The organism is Bradyrhizobium sp. SZCCHNRI2009, from assembly GCF_032485115.1.
Classification (GTDB): domain Bacteria; phylum Pseudomonadota; class Alphaproteobacteria; order Rhizobiales; family Xanthobacteraceae; genus Bradyrhizobium.
This window is the reverse complement of the sequence record NZ_JAUEUH010000005.1, coordinates 559524-575843: the sequence shown is the minus strand read 5'-3', so window position 1 is coordinate 575843 and position 16320 is coordinate 559524. Positions and strand designations below refer to the sequence as shown.

Genomic DNA, 16320 nt, shown 5'->3' with positions numbered 1-16320 from the left:
GATTCCGGGCCATTATCCAGTCACAATATTGGTGGAACGAAGTCGCGGGGGAACTCAACGTATCATGTTGTTCGGGCGATTGTTGACAACGCTGGTCGGCGGCGTGCTGCTGTTCGGAGCTCCGAGCCTCGTAGCGGCACAGAGCGCCGCGCCAAAGGCCGCAGCTCCGCATCCGAAGGCCGCACCGAAATCGGAATCGAAGCCGGCCGTTCCCAACATCGGCGGCGCGGAACCGACGCTGATCGGACAGTTCGGCGGCTGGGGCGCCTATACCGCGATGCCCGGCGGCAAGAAGGTCTGCTTCGCGCTGGCCAAGCCGACATCCTCCAAGACCAATCCGCCCAACCGTCCGCGCGATCCCGCCTATGCCTTCGTGTCGACCCGGCCCTCCGAGAAGGTCTTCAACGAGGTCTCGATCATGATCGGCTATGCGCTGAAGCCGGGATCCGACGCCACGGTAGAGGTCGGCGGAGCCTCCTATGCCATGTATACCCAGGGCGACGGACTTTGGATCAAGAACGCCGCGGAGGAAGAGCGGATGGTCGATGCCATGCGCAAGGCGCCCGAGGCCGTGGTCAAGGGCGTCTCGGCCAAGGGCACGGAGACCACCGACGTGTTCTCACTGAAGGGCCTCGCCCAGGCGCTCGACCGCATCGCGCAGGATTGCCGCCGGTAGACGGCGGCCGCCGGTACCGCTCGTCAGGCGGGTCGCATTTGCCGGCCGGATCGTTATATAAACCCGCTGAACGCCTTCGGCCGCCGCGGCCGGGCAGCACTTTGGGCCCATCGACATGGCAACGACTGCCGGGCTGCGCGACTCCTCTGCGCCCCTCGAAAAGACTCCGCTCGAAACCTACGTCCCGCCGGCGAAGCCCTCGCTGATCGGCCTGTCACGCGCGGAGCTGGCAGCAAGGCTCGGCCAGGTCGGAGTGCCAGAGCGCCAGCAGAAGATGCGGGTGCAGCAGTTGTGGCACTGGATCTATTTCCGGGGCGCCAGGTCGTTCGACGAGATGACATCGGTATCGAAGGACACACGCACCGCGCTGGCCGAACATTTCACGGTCGACCGTCCCGAGGTCGTGGCCGAGCAGATCTCCAACGACGGCACCCGCAAATGGCTGCTGCGGCTGCCGAGCGGCGACAATCTGCAGAAGGCCCACGAGGTCGAGTGCGTCTACATCCCCGAGACCGATCGCGGCACGCTCTGCGTCTCCTCCCAGGTCGGCTGCACGCTCAACTGTTCGTTCTGCCACACCGGCACGCAGCGGCTGGTGCGCAACCTGACGGCCGGCGAGATCGTCGGCCAGGTCATGGTGGCGCGCGACCGGCTGAACGACTGGGCCGACCGCGAGACCCCGCTCGGCAACCGGCTCATCACCAACATCGTCATGATGGGAATGGGCGAGCCGCTGTACAATTTCGACGCGGTGCGCGACGCGCTGCTGATCGTCTCGGACAACGAGGGCATCGGCATCTCCCGCCGCCGCATCACGCTGTCGACCTCCGGCGTGGTGCCGAACATCAAGCGCGCCGGCGAGGAGATCGGCGTGATGCTGGCGATCTCACTGCATGCGGTGCGCGACGAGCTGCGCAACGAGCTGGTGCCGCTCAACCGCAAATATCCGATCGCCGAGCTGCTGCAGGCCTGCCGCGACTATCCCGGCGCATCCAACGCGCGCCGCATCACCTTCGAATATGTGATGCTCAAGGGCGTCAATGATTCGCTCGACGACGCCCGGCTGCTGGTCAAGCTGCTGAAGGGCATTCCGGCCAAGATCAACCTGATCCCGTTCAATCCCTGGCCCGGCTCGGCGTATGAGTGCTCGGACTGGGAGCAGATCGAGAAGTTTTCGGAATACGTCTTCAACGCGGGCTATTCGTCGCCGGTGCGCACGCCGCGCGGCCGCGACATCCTCGCCGCCTGCGGCCAGTTGAAGTCGGAGACGGAGAAGCTGTCCGCGCGGGAGCGTCAGGCACTGCGCGCGATGGCGATGACGGATTGATGATTGATCGCGCCTGCATCTCCGAACGAGATCGTCATGCCCGGGCTTGACCCGGGCAGCCATCGATTCATCGACCGAGAGATGGATGGCCGGCTCATGCCGGGCCATGACGAGCGAAGAAAGCGGGGCCTCGCTTGGGTAACACGGGTCTAAAGCCATGGCGCTGATCGGTCGTCTCGTCGTGATCGCGCTCGCGTTTCTTGCCGCGTGCTTCCTCGCGGGGCTGATCGTGGTGACCGCGGTCCTGTTTCCGGAGTTCTCCGATCTCGGCAATGGCCCGATCGATCAGGGCGCGTTCGAGGTCATCATCGGCTTCGGCTTCATCTTCGTGTCGGGCTTCGCGCTGATCCCGGCGCTGCTGATCGCACTGATCACCGAGGCTTTCTCGATCCGCAGCGTGCTCGCCTACGCGATCGGCGGCGGCGTGGTCGGCGCAGCCTGCTATCTCGGCCTGGTCCCGTTCGATCCCGAGACCTTCCGGTTCGAGGGCATCGTGCGTCGCCATCTCGAGATCCTGACCGGGGCCGGCATCGTCGGCGGACTGGTCTATTGGCTGATTGCCGGCCGCAACGCCGGCCGCTGGCGCGAGCCGTCGCCGCGCCTGCCGCCACCGCCGCCATTGCCGTCGGGATCGCCACGTTGAGCCGCCGGCCTTTCCATCGCCATCCGCTTTCGCTAAACCGCGCGCCATGAACCGGACCGGCCTCTTCATCGCATTGTCGCTCGCGCTCGTCATCGGCGTGCTGTTCGGCGTCTATCCCGAGCTCGACCTCAAGCTGGCCGCGCTGTTCTACGATCCGCGCACGCACAGCTTCCCCGTGAAGCTCGACGGCTATGCTGCGTTCGCGCGCGATGCCGCGATGTGGGTCGCCTGGGGCATCGCGCTGCCGTCCATCGTTGCGCTGGTCGTGAAGCTCGTCCGTCCCGACCGGCCGCTGCTGGTGAAGGGCCGCACCGTGGCGTTCCTGCTGCTGACCTTGTCGCTCTCGGCCGGCGTGCTCACCAACTTCACCTTCAAATCCTATTGGGGCCGGCCGCGCCCGGTTGTGGTGGCCGAGTTCGGCGGCGACATGCAGTTCGTGCCGTGGTGGGATCCGCGCGGCGGCTGCGGCCGCAACTGCTCGTTCTTCTCCGGAGAGGGAGCCACCGCATTCTGGACCCTGGCGCCGGCCGCGCTGACGCCGCCCGCGATACGGCCCGTCGCCTACGGCGCCGCCGTCCTGTTCGGCATCGCCACCTCGGTGTTGCGGATGGCGTTTGGCGGACATTTCTTCACCGACATCGCCGCGGCCGGCCTCGTCACCTTCATCGTGATCTGGCTGCTGCACGGCTACATCTACCGCTGGCCGTCCACCCGCCTCACCGACGCCGGCATCGACGCAGCCCTGACCCGCTTCGCCTGGCCGGGCTTCCGCCTGATGCGCCGGCTGTTCGGCCGCCGTACCGCGGATACCAGCCCCGCGGCCTGAGCGCGGGCCGGTCACCCTCAGTCGCCATTAAAGGCGTGCCCAGCAACGCAAAATCTGTTATTCGCGCCCGAATTTCTGAACGGCGCAGCCACAAACACGGTTGGACTCTCCCATGACCACGATCCTGAAAAGCCTGCCCAGGGGCGAGAAGGTCGGCATCGCCTTTTCCGGCGGTCTCGACACCAGCGCCGCGCTGCTTTGGATGAAGCAGAAGGGCGCGCGTTGCTTTGCCTACACGGCAAATCTCGGGCAACCCGACGAGTCCGACTACGACGAGATCCCGCGCAAGGCGGTGAGCTTCGGGGCCGAGAAGGCGCGCCTCGTGGATTGCCGCACTCAGCTGGTGCATGAGGGCATCGCCGCGATTCAGTCGGGCGCCTTCCACATCTCGACCGGCGGCATCACCTATTTCAACACCACCCCGCTCGGCCGCGCCGTCACCGGCACCATGCTGGTCGCCGCGATGAAGGAGGATGGCGTCAACATCTGGGGCGACGGCTCGACCTACAAGGGCAACGACATCGAGCGCTTCTACCGCTACGGCCTGCTGACCAATCCGAGCCTCAAGATCTACAAGCCCTGGCTCGACCAGCAGTTCATCGACGAGCTCGGCGGCCGCGCCGAGATGTCGGCCTTCCTCACGGCCAACGGCTTCGACTACAAGATGAGCGCCGAGAAGGCGTATTCGACCGACAGCAATCTGCTCGGCGCCACCCACGAGGCCAAGGATCTCGAGAGCCTGAGCAGCGGCATCCGCATCGTCAATCCGATCATGGGCGTGCCGTTCTGGCGCGAGGATTGCTCCGTGAAGCCGGAGACGGTCGTCGTCCGCTTCGAGGAGGGTCAGCCGGTCGCGCTGAACGGCCAGAGCTTCAGCGATCCCGTGGCGCTGTTCCTGGAGGCCAACGCGATCGGCGGCCGTCATGGTCTCGGCATGAGCGACCAGATCGAGAACCGCATCATCGAGGCCAAGAGCCGCGGCATCTACGAGGCGCCGGGCATGGCGCTGCTGCACATCGCCTATGAGCGGCTCGTCACTGGCATCCACAACGAGGATACGATCGAGCAGTACCGCATCAGCGGCATGCGCCTCGGTCGCCTGCTCTATCAGGGCCGGTGGTTCGATTCGCAGGCGCTGATGCTGCGCGAGACCGCGCAGCGCTGGGTGGCGCGCGCCGTCACCGGTGAGGTGACCCTGGAGCTGCGCCGCGGCAACGACTACTCGATCCTCAACACCGAGAGCCCCAATCTGACCTACCAGCCGGAGCGGCTGAGCATGGAGAAGGTCGAGGACGCCGCGTTCACGCCTGCCGACCGCATCGGCCAGCTGACGATGCGCAATCTCGACATCACCGACACCCGCTCCAAGCTGAAGCTCTATTCGGACACGGGGCTGCTGTCGGGCGCGGACGGCGCTCAGATCTTCCAGCTCGGCCACGACAAGGGCTGAGTTGGAGCTGTCGAGCGCAATCCGCGCCGTCTCCACCGCTGTCGTCCCTGCGAACGCAGGGACCCATATCCACCGACTGACACGGTGAGAGCCGGCTGCGGCTCCAGCCATCGCAAAACTGGATCCTGTGAGTATGGGTCCCCGCGTTCGCGGGGACGACACCGAACAGGACGGAACGGATTGCCACCAACAAAAAATGGCCGGGATCGCTCCCGGCCATTTTCATTGTCGCTCAGTCGCGTCTCACCGCGGCGGCGCGACGCCCGGAGGTGGCGGCGGCAGGGCGGCCTGGCCGCCATTGAGCAGCGGCGTGATGCGGCGGACCGTGACGCGGCGGTTGATGCGGCTCGGCCCCTGCGTCTGCTCCTTCAGGTACTGCGCGCCGTAACCCTGCGAGGTCAGGTTCTCGGCGGGCACGCCGAACTGCTGCGTGAGCAAGGTGGCGGCCGACTCGGCGCGGCGATCCGAGAGCGACAGATTGTCGGTGTCGTTGCCGACCGCGTCGGTGTGGCCCTCGATCAGGAAGACCTCGCGCGGGTTGCGCTGGATCGCCTGGTTGAGGCCGTCGGCGATGACCTGCAGCTTCGCCACCTGGTCGGGACTGATCTCCCACGATCCGGTCTCGAAGGTAATCGTGTTGAGATCGATCGACGGCATCAGCTGTCGCACCGATGGGGAGTAGCGGACCTCGTCGAGCGAGTAGCGGCGCTGGACGCGTTCCACCGGCGGCGCGATCAGCGTGTCGTAGATGACATCCGGCTCGGCCTCATCCGCGTCGACGATGTAGCGGTTGTAGGGGATGCGGATCTCCGGCGGCGGCAGGTCGACGTAGAAGCCGCCGACCGCCTGGGGATCGCGGTAGGTGTTGTCGATGATGATGATCTCGCGGCCACCGATGTCGCGGCGGATGCGGCGCAGCAGCCGGCCGTCCGGCGCGGTGATCGTGACGATCTGGCTACCGTCGGGACGGATCACCACTGTGCGCGTCTCTCCCCGCTCCTGCTGGACGCGGATGTCCCGCGCGCCGTAGCGGAAGCGCTCAAGCTCGTCATGACGCACGAACTCCTGACCGCTCGGATCGCGCACGATGACGCGGCCCGGCTCGTAGATCAGCGTGCGACCGCCCTCCTGGACCTCGCGGCGCTGGCCGCGGAAATCGTCCAGCCGCTGCGGCCCCGCCAACGGCGCGCCGGGCGCGATCGGCGTGAGCTGCTGTGCCGTCGGCGGCGGCGGCGCCGGGATGGGCGCAGTGACCTGCGGCGGCGGCCGATTGGACATGGCCGGGGGGCCGGCGGGCGGCACAGCGCCAGGACCGGCCTGCGGCGCGCCGGCGGGTCCCGGACCGGGTCCGGCAGCACCAGGACCTGCCGCCGGAGGCGGACCACCCGGGGCTCCTGGGGGCGTCCCCGGACGTCCGCCGGGCGGGCTCCCGGCTGCGGGCGGCGTGCCTTGCTGCGACGGCGTCTGGGTGGCCGGAGGCGCGGGTGGCGCCGGCGGAGTTCCCGGAGCAGGCGCGACGGTTCCGGCCGGCGGCGTCGGCGCGCCGCGTGGCGGGGGTGCTCCCTGGGGAGCACCAGGCGGCGGGACGCCGGCACCTGGCTGTGTCGGCGGCCGCTGCCCGGGGCCAACCGGAGGAGTCGGAGCCGGCGTCGGCTGCGGAGACGGCGCCGCGGACGGAGCCGGCGAGTGCGCAGGCGGCGACGCGTTCCCGGCCGCTGGCGACGAAGGCGGGGGTGTCACGGCTGACGGCGGCGTTCCCGGCCGCAGGTTCGGTGCCGGACTCGGCGGAGGTGGCGGGGCGGGCGTGGCCACGGGCGGCGTGGGCGGCGTTGGACGCGCGGGAGCAGCCGTCGGCGGGGGCGCAGGCGGAGTCGCAGGACGTGCCGGCTCACGCGGCGGCCCCGGCGGAGGTGCTGGAGGCGGCGGCGTATGCACCGGCGGAGCCGCAACAGGTGGCGCTGGACGCGCCGGCGGAGGTGCAGGCGGCTCAGCCCGTGGAGGCGGCGGTGCCGAATGTGGCGGCTCAGCCCGCGGCGGCGGTGGGGGCGGCGGCGGAGCAGCCGGACGTGGTGGCTCGGCCCGTGGCGGAGGGGGCGGTGGGGGCGCCGGACGCGGCGGCTCGGCCCGCGGCGGAGCAGGCGGTGGTGGAGGGGGTGCGGGACGCGGGGCCGCTGCCGGTGGCGGCGCGGGCGGTGGAGGCGCTGGGCGTGGAGCAGCGGCCGGCGGCGGCGCGGGAGGCGGCGGAGGCGCAGCCTGATGCGGTGGCGGCGCGCCTGGGCCAGGTCGCTGCGGCTGCCCCTGCGGCTGCTGTTTCGGCCGGCCGTCTGGACCGACTTCGCCGCCGCCCGGGCCTTGGGCGACGATCATCGGCGCCCCCTGCGCATGGGAGCCGGAGCTCATTAGTTGCATCGCCGACAGCGCAGTCGTCGCCAGCAGCAGGACGCGAAGTTTGCTCATGTGTCTTGTTTTCCCGGAACGATCTTTTTCAAGCACGGAGAGATCAACAAGTATGCGTTAGGCCGGATTGTGGCGCAGTTCAAATCCGCAGGGGGATTTATTTCGACGCGAAGCCACCCCCGCAGGGCCGCCATTCAGGTTTCATTCAGCCTTGATTTTCAAGGGCTTGGCGCAGCCGCAGGGCTGCGGGACAGGCCCGCGACCAAGCCCCTGGCGGGCGATCATCATGACCGTCCAATCGCGGTCAATCCGTGGCCGGATTCGGTGTGGTGGGACCGAGCGGCCCCCGGCCGGGGATTTCGTCCGGCGTCTGCCCTGGCAGCTCGCGCGGCGGCGCCGGCGCATCGGGTTCGTAGACCGGCGGCGGAATGTCGGGCTGCGGATTGCCGACGGGATCCTCCGGCGGCGGTTCGACCGGGCGGCCCGGCGTCGCCGGCGGAATCTCTGGCGGTTCGATCGGCATCACATCGCGACCTTTCGATTGTCGCCGAGGTCGGGACGCGTGCCTGTCACCGCGGCCGCCGCCATCTTGACGTAGCTCACGACCGTGCCGGGCGAATCCCAGAATTCGGCGTCGTCGGGCGTGATCTTCAAGAGGCGGATGTTCGGATCCTCGGCGCTGTCCCACCAGGCCTTGGCCGGCGTCGAGAACAGCTCCCGGATCTTGCCGCGATCGTTGGAAATGGCCGCCGTACCCGTGAGCGACACGTACTTCTGGTTGCCGGCGTCCGCGAACGACAGATTGACCTGCGGCGATCGCGCGATCTCCTCGTCCTTGTGATGCCGCGCGTCAGTGAGAAAATAGATCATGTTCTCGCCGCGCGCGAGATACGCGCTCATCGGCCGTGCCCGCAGCCTGTCACCGTCGCGGGTGACCAGCATCGCAAAGCCGATCTTCTTCATCAGGTCCCAAACGCGGTCCTGGTCGCGCGCGTCGTCATTGCTCATGGTCGGCTCCCTCAATGTCAGGGGCGACAACGCCGCGTGGGGCGCCGATGTTCCGGACGCGCCCGGGGAAAGCGAACGCCATTCAGCCGCGCAGCAGCAGCGTATTGCTGCGCGTGCGGCCGCTCTCACGGTAACCGCGACCGAGCATGTCGGCGAGACAATCGTTCTGCCATTCGTCGCGCGACAGGTGTTCGATGACGACGGCACGCGGCCATAACGCGGCAGGCGCGTCACGGAAGAAGCCGGTCAGCACGCGGTCCTCAAAACCTTCCACGTCGATCTTCAGCGCATCAACCCTGGTCGCTCCGGCCTGTGCGAGAATGGTCTGCAGCCGCAACGACGGCACCTTGAACGCTTCCGCTCCGGCCTCGCCGGTCACGATGTGACTGGCGCCGAGATTGTCCCCATCGGTCTCGATCATCACCTCGCCATCGCTCTCACCCGCTGCCACCGCGAGCAGCCTGACCTGGGGCAGCGCGGACGCAGCACGGTTGAAGCTCAGCCGCGCATGCGTGACCGGATGCGGCTCCACTGCGATCACGAGGCCATCAGGCCCGACGTGACGGGCAAGCGGCAAGGCGAACGTTCCGACATTGGCGCCGACATCCACCACCACGCCGCCCGGCGGAACGTGGCTGCGCAGGAAATCCAGCTCCTCGCGATTGTAGTCGGGATTGAACAGTGCACCGCGCTCGGTCGCACTGACCTGATGGTAGAAACGGAAATTGGCGCCCTGATAGCCGACGTCGACGGGGCCTGCTCCGAGCATGTTGACGACACGCGTCAACATCGGCCGGAACGCGCCGCGCTTCAGCCCGGAGCCGTGCGCCATGCGGATCACCAGCGCCTGGGCGGCATTCGGAGCGAAGGCACCAAAGGGGGGCGGAGAAGGATCGTTGTCGGGCGTCAAGGTCGCGTCCTGGGCTGAGGGCGACGTGTGATAGCTGGTTTCGCCGCGATCTCCAATGCAGGCGGCGTGGCCGCATTGTGTCGTCTCCAGGACCGCGCTGAGGCAACGCCCGAGCCGTTCAGGCCGCCTTGCGCTGACGCAGGAAGCGGCCGATGAGGCGGCGCTTCCCCTTGCGCGGAATGAGATCGATGTCGCTGACGAGCTTGGCGCCGCCCTTGCGCCGTTCGAGCACGATCTTGCGGCTGTGGAAGGCCTCGAGCTCCGCCCGATGCGCCACGCTGACGATGGTCGCCTTCGGCAGCTCGCTCGTCACCATCTCCATCATCTTGTCCTGGCTCTTCTCGTCGAGCGCGGAGGTGGCTTCATCGAGCACGACGATGTCGGGGCTGTGGAGCAGCAGGCGCGCGAAGGCGAGACGCTGCTTCTCGCCGCCGGAGAGCGTCTGATCCCAGGGCGCGTCCTCCTCGATCTTGTCCTTGAGATGGTCGAGACCGACCTTGTGCAGGGCTTCGCCGACCTGCGCCACGCTCCAATCCTCGGCAGCCCCGGGATAGGCGACGGCCCGGCGCAGGGTGCCCGATGGCACGTAGGGTCGCTGCGGCAGCATGAACAGCTTGCGGTCGGGGTGGAAGTTGATGCTGCCGCCGCCCCACGGCCACAGCCCGGCGATGGCGCGCACGAGCGTGCTCTTGCCGGTGCCGGATTCGCCCGCGACGAGCAGGCGCTCGCCGGGATCGACCACGACCTCGGTCTCGCCGACCACGGCGGTGCCGTCGTCGAGCGTCACCTGCAGATCATTCAGACTGAGCATCGCGTCGCCGGTGGTCTCGCCGCGCTTGATGCGGCCGATGCCGTCGCCTCTCTCGGCACGTTCCAGCGCATCGAGCGACATCATCAGCGAGGCGATGCGGCGGGCACAGGCATTCCAATCCGCGAGCCGCGGATAGTTGTCGACCAGCCAGCCGAACGCGGTCTGCACGATCGTGAACGCGCTCGCCGCCTGCATCACCTGCCCGAGCGTCATGCTGCCGTCGAGGAATTTCGGCGCGCACAGCAGCAGTGGCACGACAGGGGCGATGAGGCTGGAGCCCTGCGACACCAGGGTGGTGCGCATGTGCTGGCCGGCGAGCCGCGCCCATTGCTGCAGCACGTTACCGAACGTCCGGTCGATGCCGGCGCGCTCTTCGGTCTCGCCGCCGAGCAGGGCGATGCTCTCGCCGTTTTCGCGGACGCGGGTCAGGGTGTAGCGGAAATCGGCCTCGGCCTGGTTCTTGTCCTCGGAGACCTGCACGAAGCGGCGGCCGATCGTCATGATCGAGCCCGAGGCGATGGCGGCGTAGGCGATCGCGGCAATGACCAGAAAACCGGGAATGGTGATCTCAGTGGCGCCGAGATGCAGCGTCAGCGCGCCGCCGATGGTCCAGAGCACGACGATGAAGGTCGCAGCCGACAGCAGCGCCGAGGTCACGCCGGCGATGAAGTCGACCGGCGAATCGGTCGCGATGCGCAGGTCCTCGGCGATCCGGTATTCCGGATTCTTGTGGTCGCCGCTGACGAGATTGAGCTGATAGTAGCGCCCGCTGGCCAGCCAGCGGGTGACGACGCTGTTGGTCAGCCAGGCGCGCCAGCGCCGCTGGATCGACATGCGCGCATAGACCTGGGCGACCCCGAGTATGACGCTGCCGATCGCGAGCGGGAAGAAGATCGCGGTGAGATGAAAGACCGTCGCCGAATCGCGTTTCTCGATCGCATCGAAGATCGACCGATTCCAGACGTTGATGCCGTACTGAAATCCGACAGTCGCAACGATGAGGAACAGCAGCCCGATCGTGAATGCCCACGCCAGACGGTCGCCGCTCTGACCCCAATAACCGCGGGCGCTGATCCAGAACCGCGTCAGCAGATAGCGCTTGCGCAGCTGCTCTGCCTCTTCGGGCGACAGCTCCGGATCAGGCTCCACCAGTTCGGGCGGCGGCGGCTCAACCTGGGCGCCATTCTCGGCCGCGATCTCGATGATCGGCGCCTTCTCGGGCGCCTGTGCCGGCGGCCGCGCGGTGTCCTGAACCTGTCCCATCGCGCGATAACAGCAGTGCGAACAGAAGGTTCCGGGCCTGGTTCCCGCGCGATGCGCGCCGGTTTCAGGGCACCTGCGTGTTCGGCGCCATTGGTGGGGCGCGATACAGCGGCACCGGAACGACCTTGTTCAGCACGCGCGACAATTCCTCGATCGAATAGGGTTTGCGCAGCAGCTCGAAGCCATGCGTGCCCTGCTGCGCCAGCACATGGCTGTAGCCACTCGCGAGCACGACCGGCACGTTGAGCTCGAGCCGCCTGATTTCCTCGGCAAGTTCCAGCCCAGTCATGCCGGGCATCACGACATCGGTGAAGACGACGTCGAACCGGCTGGTGCCGCTGATCAGCTCCTCCAGCGCGTCTCTGGCGTTGTCGACCAGCGTGGTCCGATAGCCGAGCTCGGCCAGCGCTTCGGTCGCCGACCTGCCGACGTCGATGTTGTCCTCGACCACCAGCACCGACATGCCTCGACCGTCGATCGGCTCCGCATGGCTGCCGTCCTCGCCGCGCTGCACCTGGGCTGGAGCGACGCGCGGCAGATAGAGCGTGAACGTCGCGCCGCGGCCCGGCTGGCTCATGACCCCGATTTCGCCGCCGGACTGCTTCGCGAAGCCGAAGACCTGCGAGAGACCGAGGCCGGTGCCCTGGCCGATGGTCTTGGTCGTGAAGAACGGCTCGAAGATGCGTCCGAAATGCTCCGACGGGATGCCGACGCCGGTGTCCTGGACGGTGATGGCGACATAGCCCAGCGGCGGACGGTCGTGCGGCGCCGCCGGCGTCGGCAGCGCCGCTGCAGGGGCGACGGTGATGCTGAGACGTCCCTGGCCGGCCATCGCATCGCGGGCATTGACGGCCAGGTTGATCAGTGCCGTCTCGAACTGGCCAGCGTCGGAATTGACGTAGCACGGCTCGTCGGGAACGGAGACCGCGACCTCGACGCGTGACCCGACCAGGGTCTTGGTCATGTCGCGCAGGGTGACGACGCTGCGGCAGATGTCGAAGACCTCCGGCTTCAGCGTCTGGCGACGGGCGAACGCGAGGAGCTGCGACGTGAGCTTCGATGCGCGCGCCACCGTATCCGAGATCGCGTCGATATAGCGCTGCCGCCGTTCATCAGCCAGATTCGGCCGGCGCAACAGGTCGGCTGAGGCCCGGATCACGGTCAGCAGATTGTTGAAGTCGTGCGCAACGCCGCCGGTCAATTGTCCGAGCGCCTCCATGCGCTGACCGTGCTTGAGCGCATCCTCGGCCTCGAGGCGGCGGGCGGCCTCGACATGCAGGCGCTCGGTCCGCCGCTGGGCAAGGGCCAGGAAGACGATGAGCAGCGCGGTTGCCGGAATGCCGAAGATGAGATGCCGGCCGATCGTGCCGAGCCAGCGGTTGCGGATGGTCGACGTCGCAAGCCCTGCCGAGACGTAGACGGGATAGCCGCCGAGCCGCTGATACCCGACGAGACGCTCGACGCCATCGACCGGCGAGATCTCGGTGACGAGCTGCTCCGTATCTGCGGCCCGGGCGGCGATGTCGCTGGGCCCCGCAGCCGCGCTTCGCCCGCCGGCCGGGAAGCGCGCCAGAACGAGACCATCGAAGCGGCGCAGCGCGAAGTAGCTGCCGGGCGCCCGGCCGATCCGGGCATAGAAGTGCTCGAAATAATCCGGAAGCACCGAGGCCTGGATGATACCGGTGAAGCTGCCGTCGTCGCTCTGGCGGCGGCGGCTGATGCTGAAGAACGGCGCGCCTTGATAGGGCGGCCGCGGCGTCAACTGCGCGCCGATGAAGGTGCCGATGCTGTCCTTGACGTGGGCGCTGAAGTAGTCGCGGTCGAGGAACGTCATGTCCGGCGCCGGATAGATCATGCTGTTGACCAGCGGCCGGCCATTGGCGTCGAACACCCAGGCGGACTTCATCTGCGGCAGCGCGTCCGACAATTGTCGCAACCGGGCATGCAGCACCTGCTCGCGCGCCTTGATGTCGGCATCCGACAGATCGCGGACGACCTCGTCGATCTCCGAGAGGCTGCGCTCGATCGTCTCGAACACCTTCAGCGCGTGCTCGTGGACGATTTCGAGCGAGCGGCGGATCTCGCGATCGGCCTCCTCATACGTCGTGCCGTGGGATACGTAGGCCGTGATCACGAACAGCGCGACGGGAAGCGCGAGGGACGCGACCATCATCCAGCGCAGCATCGTCATCGATTTGCGTTGTGCGGTCTGCACGGTCGCTCCGGCTTCAAAGGGCCACGAGCTTAACGCAATCGACGGCAGCTACAAACTAGCCGCGCCCGAAACTTGCACCGGTATCGGGCGCGGAAGGTGAGATCGAAAGCCGCCCGTCAGGCTAGATCTGCCGCTCGACCAGCTTGAACTTGAGTTCCGCGATCGCCTCGGCGGGGTTGAGCCCCTTCGGGCAGGCCTTGGCGCAGTTCATGATGGTGTGGCAGCGGTACAGCCGGAACGGGTCCTCGAGATTGTCGAGCCGCTCGCCGGTGGCTTCGTCCCGGCTGTCCTTGACCCAGCGCGTCGCCTGCAGCAGAGCGGCGGGTCCGAGATAGCGCTCGCTGTTCCACCAGTAGCTCGGGCACGAGGTCGAGCAGCAGGCGCACAGGATGCACTCGTAAAGGCCGTCGAGCTTCTCGCGATCCTCGTGGCTCTGCCGCCATTCCTTCTGCGGCGTCGGCGAGGTCGTCTTCAGCCACGGCTCGATCGAGGCGTATTGCGCGTAGAAATTGGTGAGGTCCGGCACCAGGTCCTTCACGACAGGCTGATGCGGCAGCGGATTGATCTTGACCGCGCCGTCCTTCACGTCGTGCATCGACTTGGTGCAGGCCAGCGTGTTCTGGCCGTCGATATTCATCGCGCAGGAGCCGCACACGCCCTCGCGGCAGGAGCGGCGGAAGGTGAGCGACGGATCGATGTGGTTCTTGATCCAGATCAGCCCGTCCAGCACCATCGGGCCGCAATCGTTGACGTCGACGTAGAAGGTATCGACGCTCGGATTCTTGCCGTCGTCCGGATTCCAGCGATAGACCTTGAACTCGCGGACCTCGGTGGCGCCGGCCGGCTTGGGCCAGGTCTTGCCGCCGGTGATCTGAGAATTCTTCGGAAGTGCGAACTCAGCCATTTCGGAAGGCCTTCTTGGGTTTGACGGACGGGCTCAGGTCACACGCGATCAGTACACCCGCGCCTTCGGCGGGATGTACTGCACGTCGTTGGTCATGGTGTAGTTGTGCACCGGGCGGTAATCGATCGTGGTTTTGCCGTCCTTGCTGTCGATCCACGCCAGCGTGTGCTTCATCCAGTCCTTGTCGTCGCGATCCGGAAAATCCTCGCGCGCATGGGCGCCGCGGCTCTCGGTGCGATTGACGGCCGAGTCCATCGTCACGACTGCCTGCGCGATCAGATTGTCGAATTCGAGCGTCTCGATCAGGTCGGAATTCCACACCAGCGATCTGTCGGACACCGCGATGTCGCCGATGCCGCCATACACCTTGTGGATCAGGTTATGGCCTTCCTGCAGCACCTCGCCGGTGCGGAACACGGCACAGTTGGTCTGCATCACGTTCTGCATGCTCTCGCGCAGCTTCGCGGTCGGCGTGCCGCCGGAGGCGTAGCGATAATGATCGAGCCGGCTCAGCGCCTTGTCGGCGGAGTCCTTCGGCAGATCCGGCTGCTTGCCGTTCGGCGTCAGCTTCTCGGCCAGCCGCAGCGCCGCCGCGCGGCCGAACACCACGAGGTCGATCAGCGAGTTCGAGCCGAGCCGGTTGGCGCCGTGCACGGACACGCAGGCCGCCTCGCCCACCGCCATCAGGCCGGGGACGATCGCGTTGTCGTCGCCATCCTTCTTGGTCAGCACCTCGGCGTGATAGTTGGTCGGGATGCCGCCCATGTTGTAGTGCACGGTCGGCACGATCGGGATCGGCTCGCGCGTCACGTCGACATTGGCGAAGATCTTGGCCGATTCGGAGATGCCGGGCAGACGCTCGGCCAGCACCTTCGGGTCGAGATGGTCGAGATGCAGGAAGATGTGGTCCTTCTTCCGGCCGACGCCGCGGCCTTCGCGGATCTCGATGGTCATCGCGCGGGAGACGACGTCGCGCGAGGCGAGGTCCTTGGCGGACGGCGCATAGCGCTCCATGAAGCGCTCGCCTTCGGCGTTGACGAGATAGCCGCCTTCGCCGCGCGCGCCTTCGGTTACCAGACAGCCCGAGCCGTAGATGCCAGTCGGGTGGAACTGCACGAACTCCATGTCCTGCAGCGGCAGGCCGGCGCGCAGCGCCATGCCGCCGCCGTCGCCGGTGCAGGTATGCGCCGAGGTGCAGGAGGCATAGGCGCGGCCATAGCCGCCGGTCGCGAGGATGGTGGTCTGGGCGCGGAAGCGGTGCAACGTGCCGTCGTCGAGCTTCAGCGCGATGACGCCACGGCAGACGCCCTGGTCGTCCATGATCAGGTCGATGGCGAAGAACTCGATGAAGAACTCAGCGGCGTGCCGCAGCGACTGGCCATACATCGTGTGCAGCATCGCGTGGCCGGTGCGGTCGGCGGCGGCGCAGGTGCGCTGCGCCTGGCCCTTGCCGTAGTCCAGGGTCATGCCGCCGAACGGCCGCTGGTAGATCTTGCCGTCCTCGGTGCGCGAGAACGGCACGCCCCAATGCTCGAGCTCGTAGACGGCGTCGGGCGCGTTGCGCACCATGTATTCGATCGCGTCCTGATCGCCGAGCCAATCCGACCCCTTGACGGTGTCGTACATGTGCCAGCGCCAGTCGTCCTGGTGCATGTTGCCGAGCGAGGCCGAGATGCCGCCCTGCGCCGCCACCGTATGCGAGCGGGTCGGGAACACCTTGGTGATGCAGGCGGTGCGCAGGCCCGCCTCGCTGCAGCCGACGACGGCGCGCAGGCCCGCGCCACCGGCGCCGACCACGACGACGTCATAGGTGTGGTCCTCGATCGGATAGGCTTTTCCGTTCGTCGCGGGCGCGCCATTCGCGCTGCCATTTGCTCCGCCGGCCATAGG

Annotated in this window: 13 protein-coding genes; 5 read left to right on the top strand and 8 right to left on the bottom strand. The window is 67.4% G+C overall.

Annotated elements, in window-relative coordinates:
• Positions 1–64: 64 nt before the first annotated feature.
• The 5 genes from QX041_RS20995 to argG all read left to right on the top strand — a co-directional run bounded on the left by QX041_RS20995 (position 65) and on the right by argG (position 4922).
• Complete coding sequence (locus QX041_RS20995; RefSeq protein WP_315716756.1) at positions 65–676, top strand: invasion associated locus B family protein; 612 nt, start codon at positions 65–67, stop codon at positions 674–676.
• 115 nt (positions 677–791) lie between these two features.
• Positions 792–2003, top strand: coding sequence for a 23S rRNA (adenine(2503)-C(2))-methyltransferase RlmN (gene rlmN, locus QX041_RS20990; RefSeq protein WP_315750541.1), 1212 nt, complete (start codon positions 792–794; stop codon positions 2001–2003).
• A gap of 157 nt (positions 2004–2160) precedes the next feature.
• The gene (locus tag QX041_RS20985) at positions 2161–2646 is read left to right on the top strand and encodes a hypothetical protein (RefSeq protein WP_315716758.1); all 486 of its coding nucleotides are present in this window, start codon (positions 2161–2163) and stop codon (positions 2644–2646) included.
• Between the two features lie 46 nt (positions 2647–2692).
• A complete protein-coding gene (locus tag QX041_RS20980; protein WP_316166424.1) occupies positions 2693–3472 on the top strand; it encodes a phosphatase PAP2 family protein in 780 nt (259 codons plus the stop codon).
• 112 nt (positions 3473–3584) lie between these two features.
• Entirely contained in the window at positions 3585–4922 is a 1338-nt protein-coding gene (argG, locus tag QX041_RS20975) for an argininosuccinate synthase (RefSeq protein WP_316166423.1), read from the top strand.
• 243 nt (positions 4923–5165) lie between these two features.
• On the opposite strand, the gene QX041_RS20970 is transcribed toward argG, so the two are convergent.
• The 8 genes from QX041_RS20970 to sdhA form a co-directional block, all read right to left on the bottom strand.
• A complete protein-coding gene (locus QX041_RS20970; protein WP_315825707.1) occupies positions 5166–7379 on the bottom strand; it encodes an OmpA family protein in 2214 nt (737 codons plus the stop codon).
• 244 nt (positions 7380–7623) lie between these two features.
• Positions 7624–7842, bottom strand: a complete 219-nt coding sequence (locus QX041_RS20965; protein WP_315758646.1) for a hypothetical protein — start codon at positions 7840–7842, stop codon at positions 7624–7626.
• A complete protein-coding gene (locus tag QX041_RS20960) occupies positions 7842–8327 on the bottom strand; it encodes a pyridoxamine 5'-phosphate oxidase family protein (RefSeq protein WP_315825706.1) in 486 nt (161 codons plus the stop codon). The genes QX041_RS20965 and QX041_RS20960 overlap by 1 nt, the downstream gene beginning before the upstream one ends.
• Before the next feature lie 82 nt (positions 8328–8409).
• Positions 8410–9237 carry an FkbM family methyltransferase gene (locus QX041_RS20955; RefSeq protein ID WP_315750535.1) on the bottom strand — a complete coding sequence of 276 codons (828 nt, stop codon included), beginning with the start codon at positions 9235–9237 and terminating at the stop codon, positions 8410–8412.
• Positions 9238–9355: 118 nt separating this feature from the next.
• Positions 9356–11311 (bottom strand): ABC transporter ATP-binding protein/permease, encoded by a 1956-nt coding sequence (locus QX041_RS20950; protein WP_315750534.1) that lies wholly within the window; start codon positions 11309–11311, stop codon positions 9356–9358.
• Between the two features lie 64 nt (positions 11312–11375).
• On the bottom strand, positions 11376–13526 hold the full coding sequence (locus tag QX041_RS20945; protein WP_315825705.1) for an ATP-binding protein: 2151 nt from the start codon (positions 13524–13526) through the stop codon (positions 11376–11378).
• A 121-nt stretch (positions 13527–13647) separates the two neighbouring features.
• The gene (locus QX041_RS20940) at positions 13648–14430 is read right to left on the bottom strand and encodes a succinate dehydrogenase iron-sulfur subunit (protein ID WP_315716769.1); all 783 of its coding nucleotides are present in this window, start codon (positions 14428–14430) and stop codon (positions 13648–13650) included.
• A gap of 48 nt (positions 14431–14478) precedes the next feature.
• On the bottom strand, positions 14479–16317 hold the full coding sequence (gene sdhA / locus QX041_RS20935; protein ID WP_315750532.1) for a succinate dehydrogenase flavoprotein subunit: 1839 nt from the start codon (positions 16315–16317) through the stop codon (positions 14479–14481).
• Between the last annotated feature and the right edge of the window lie 3 nt (positions 16318–16320).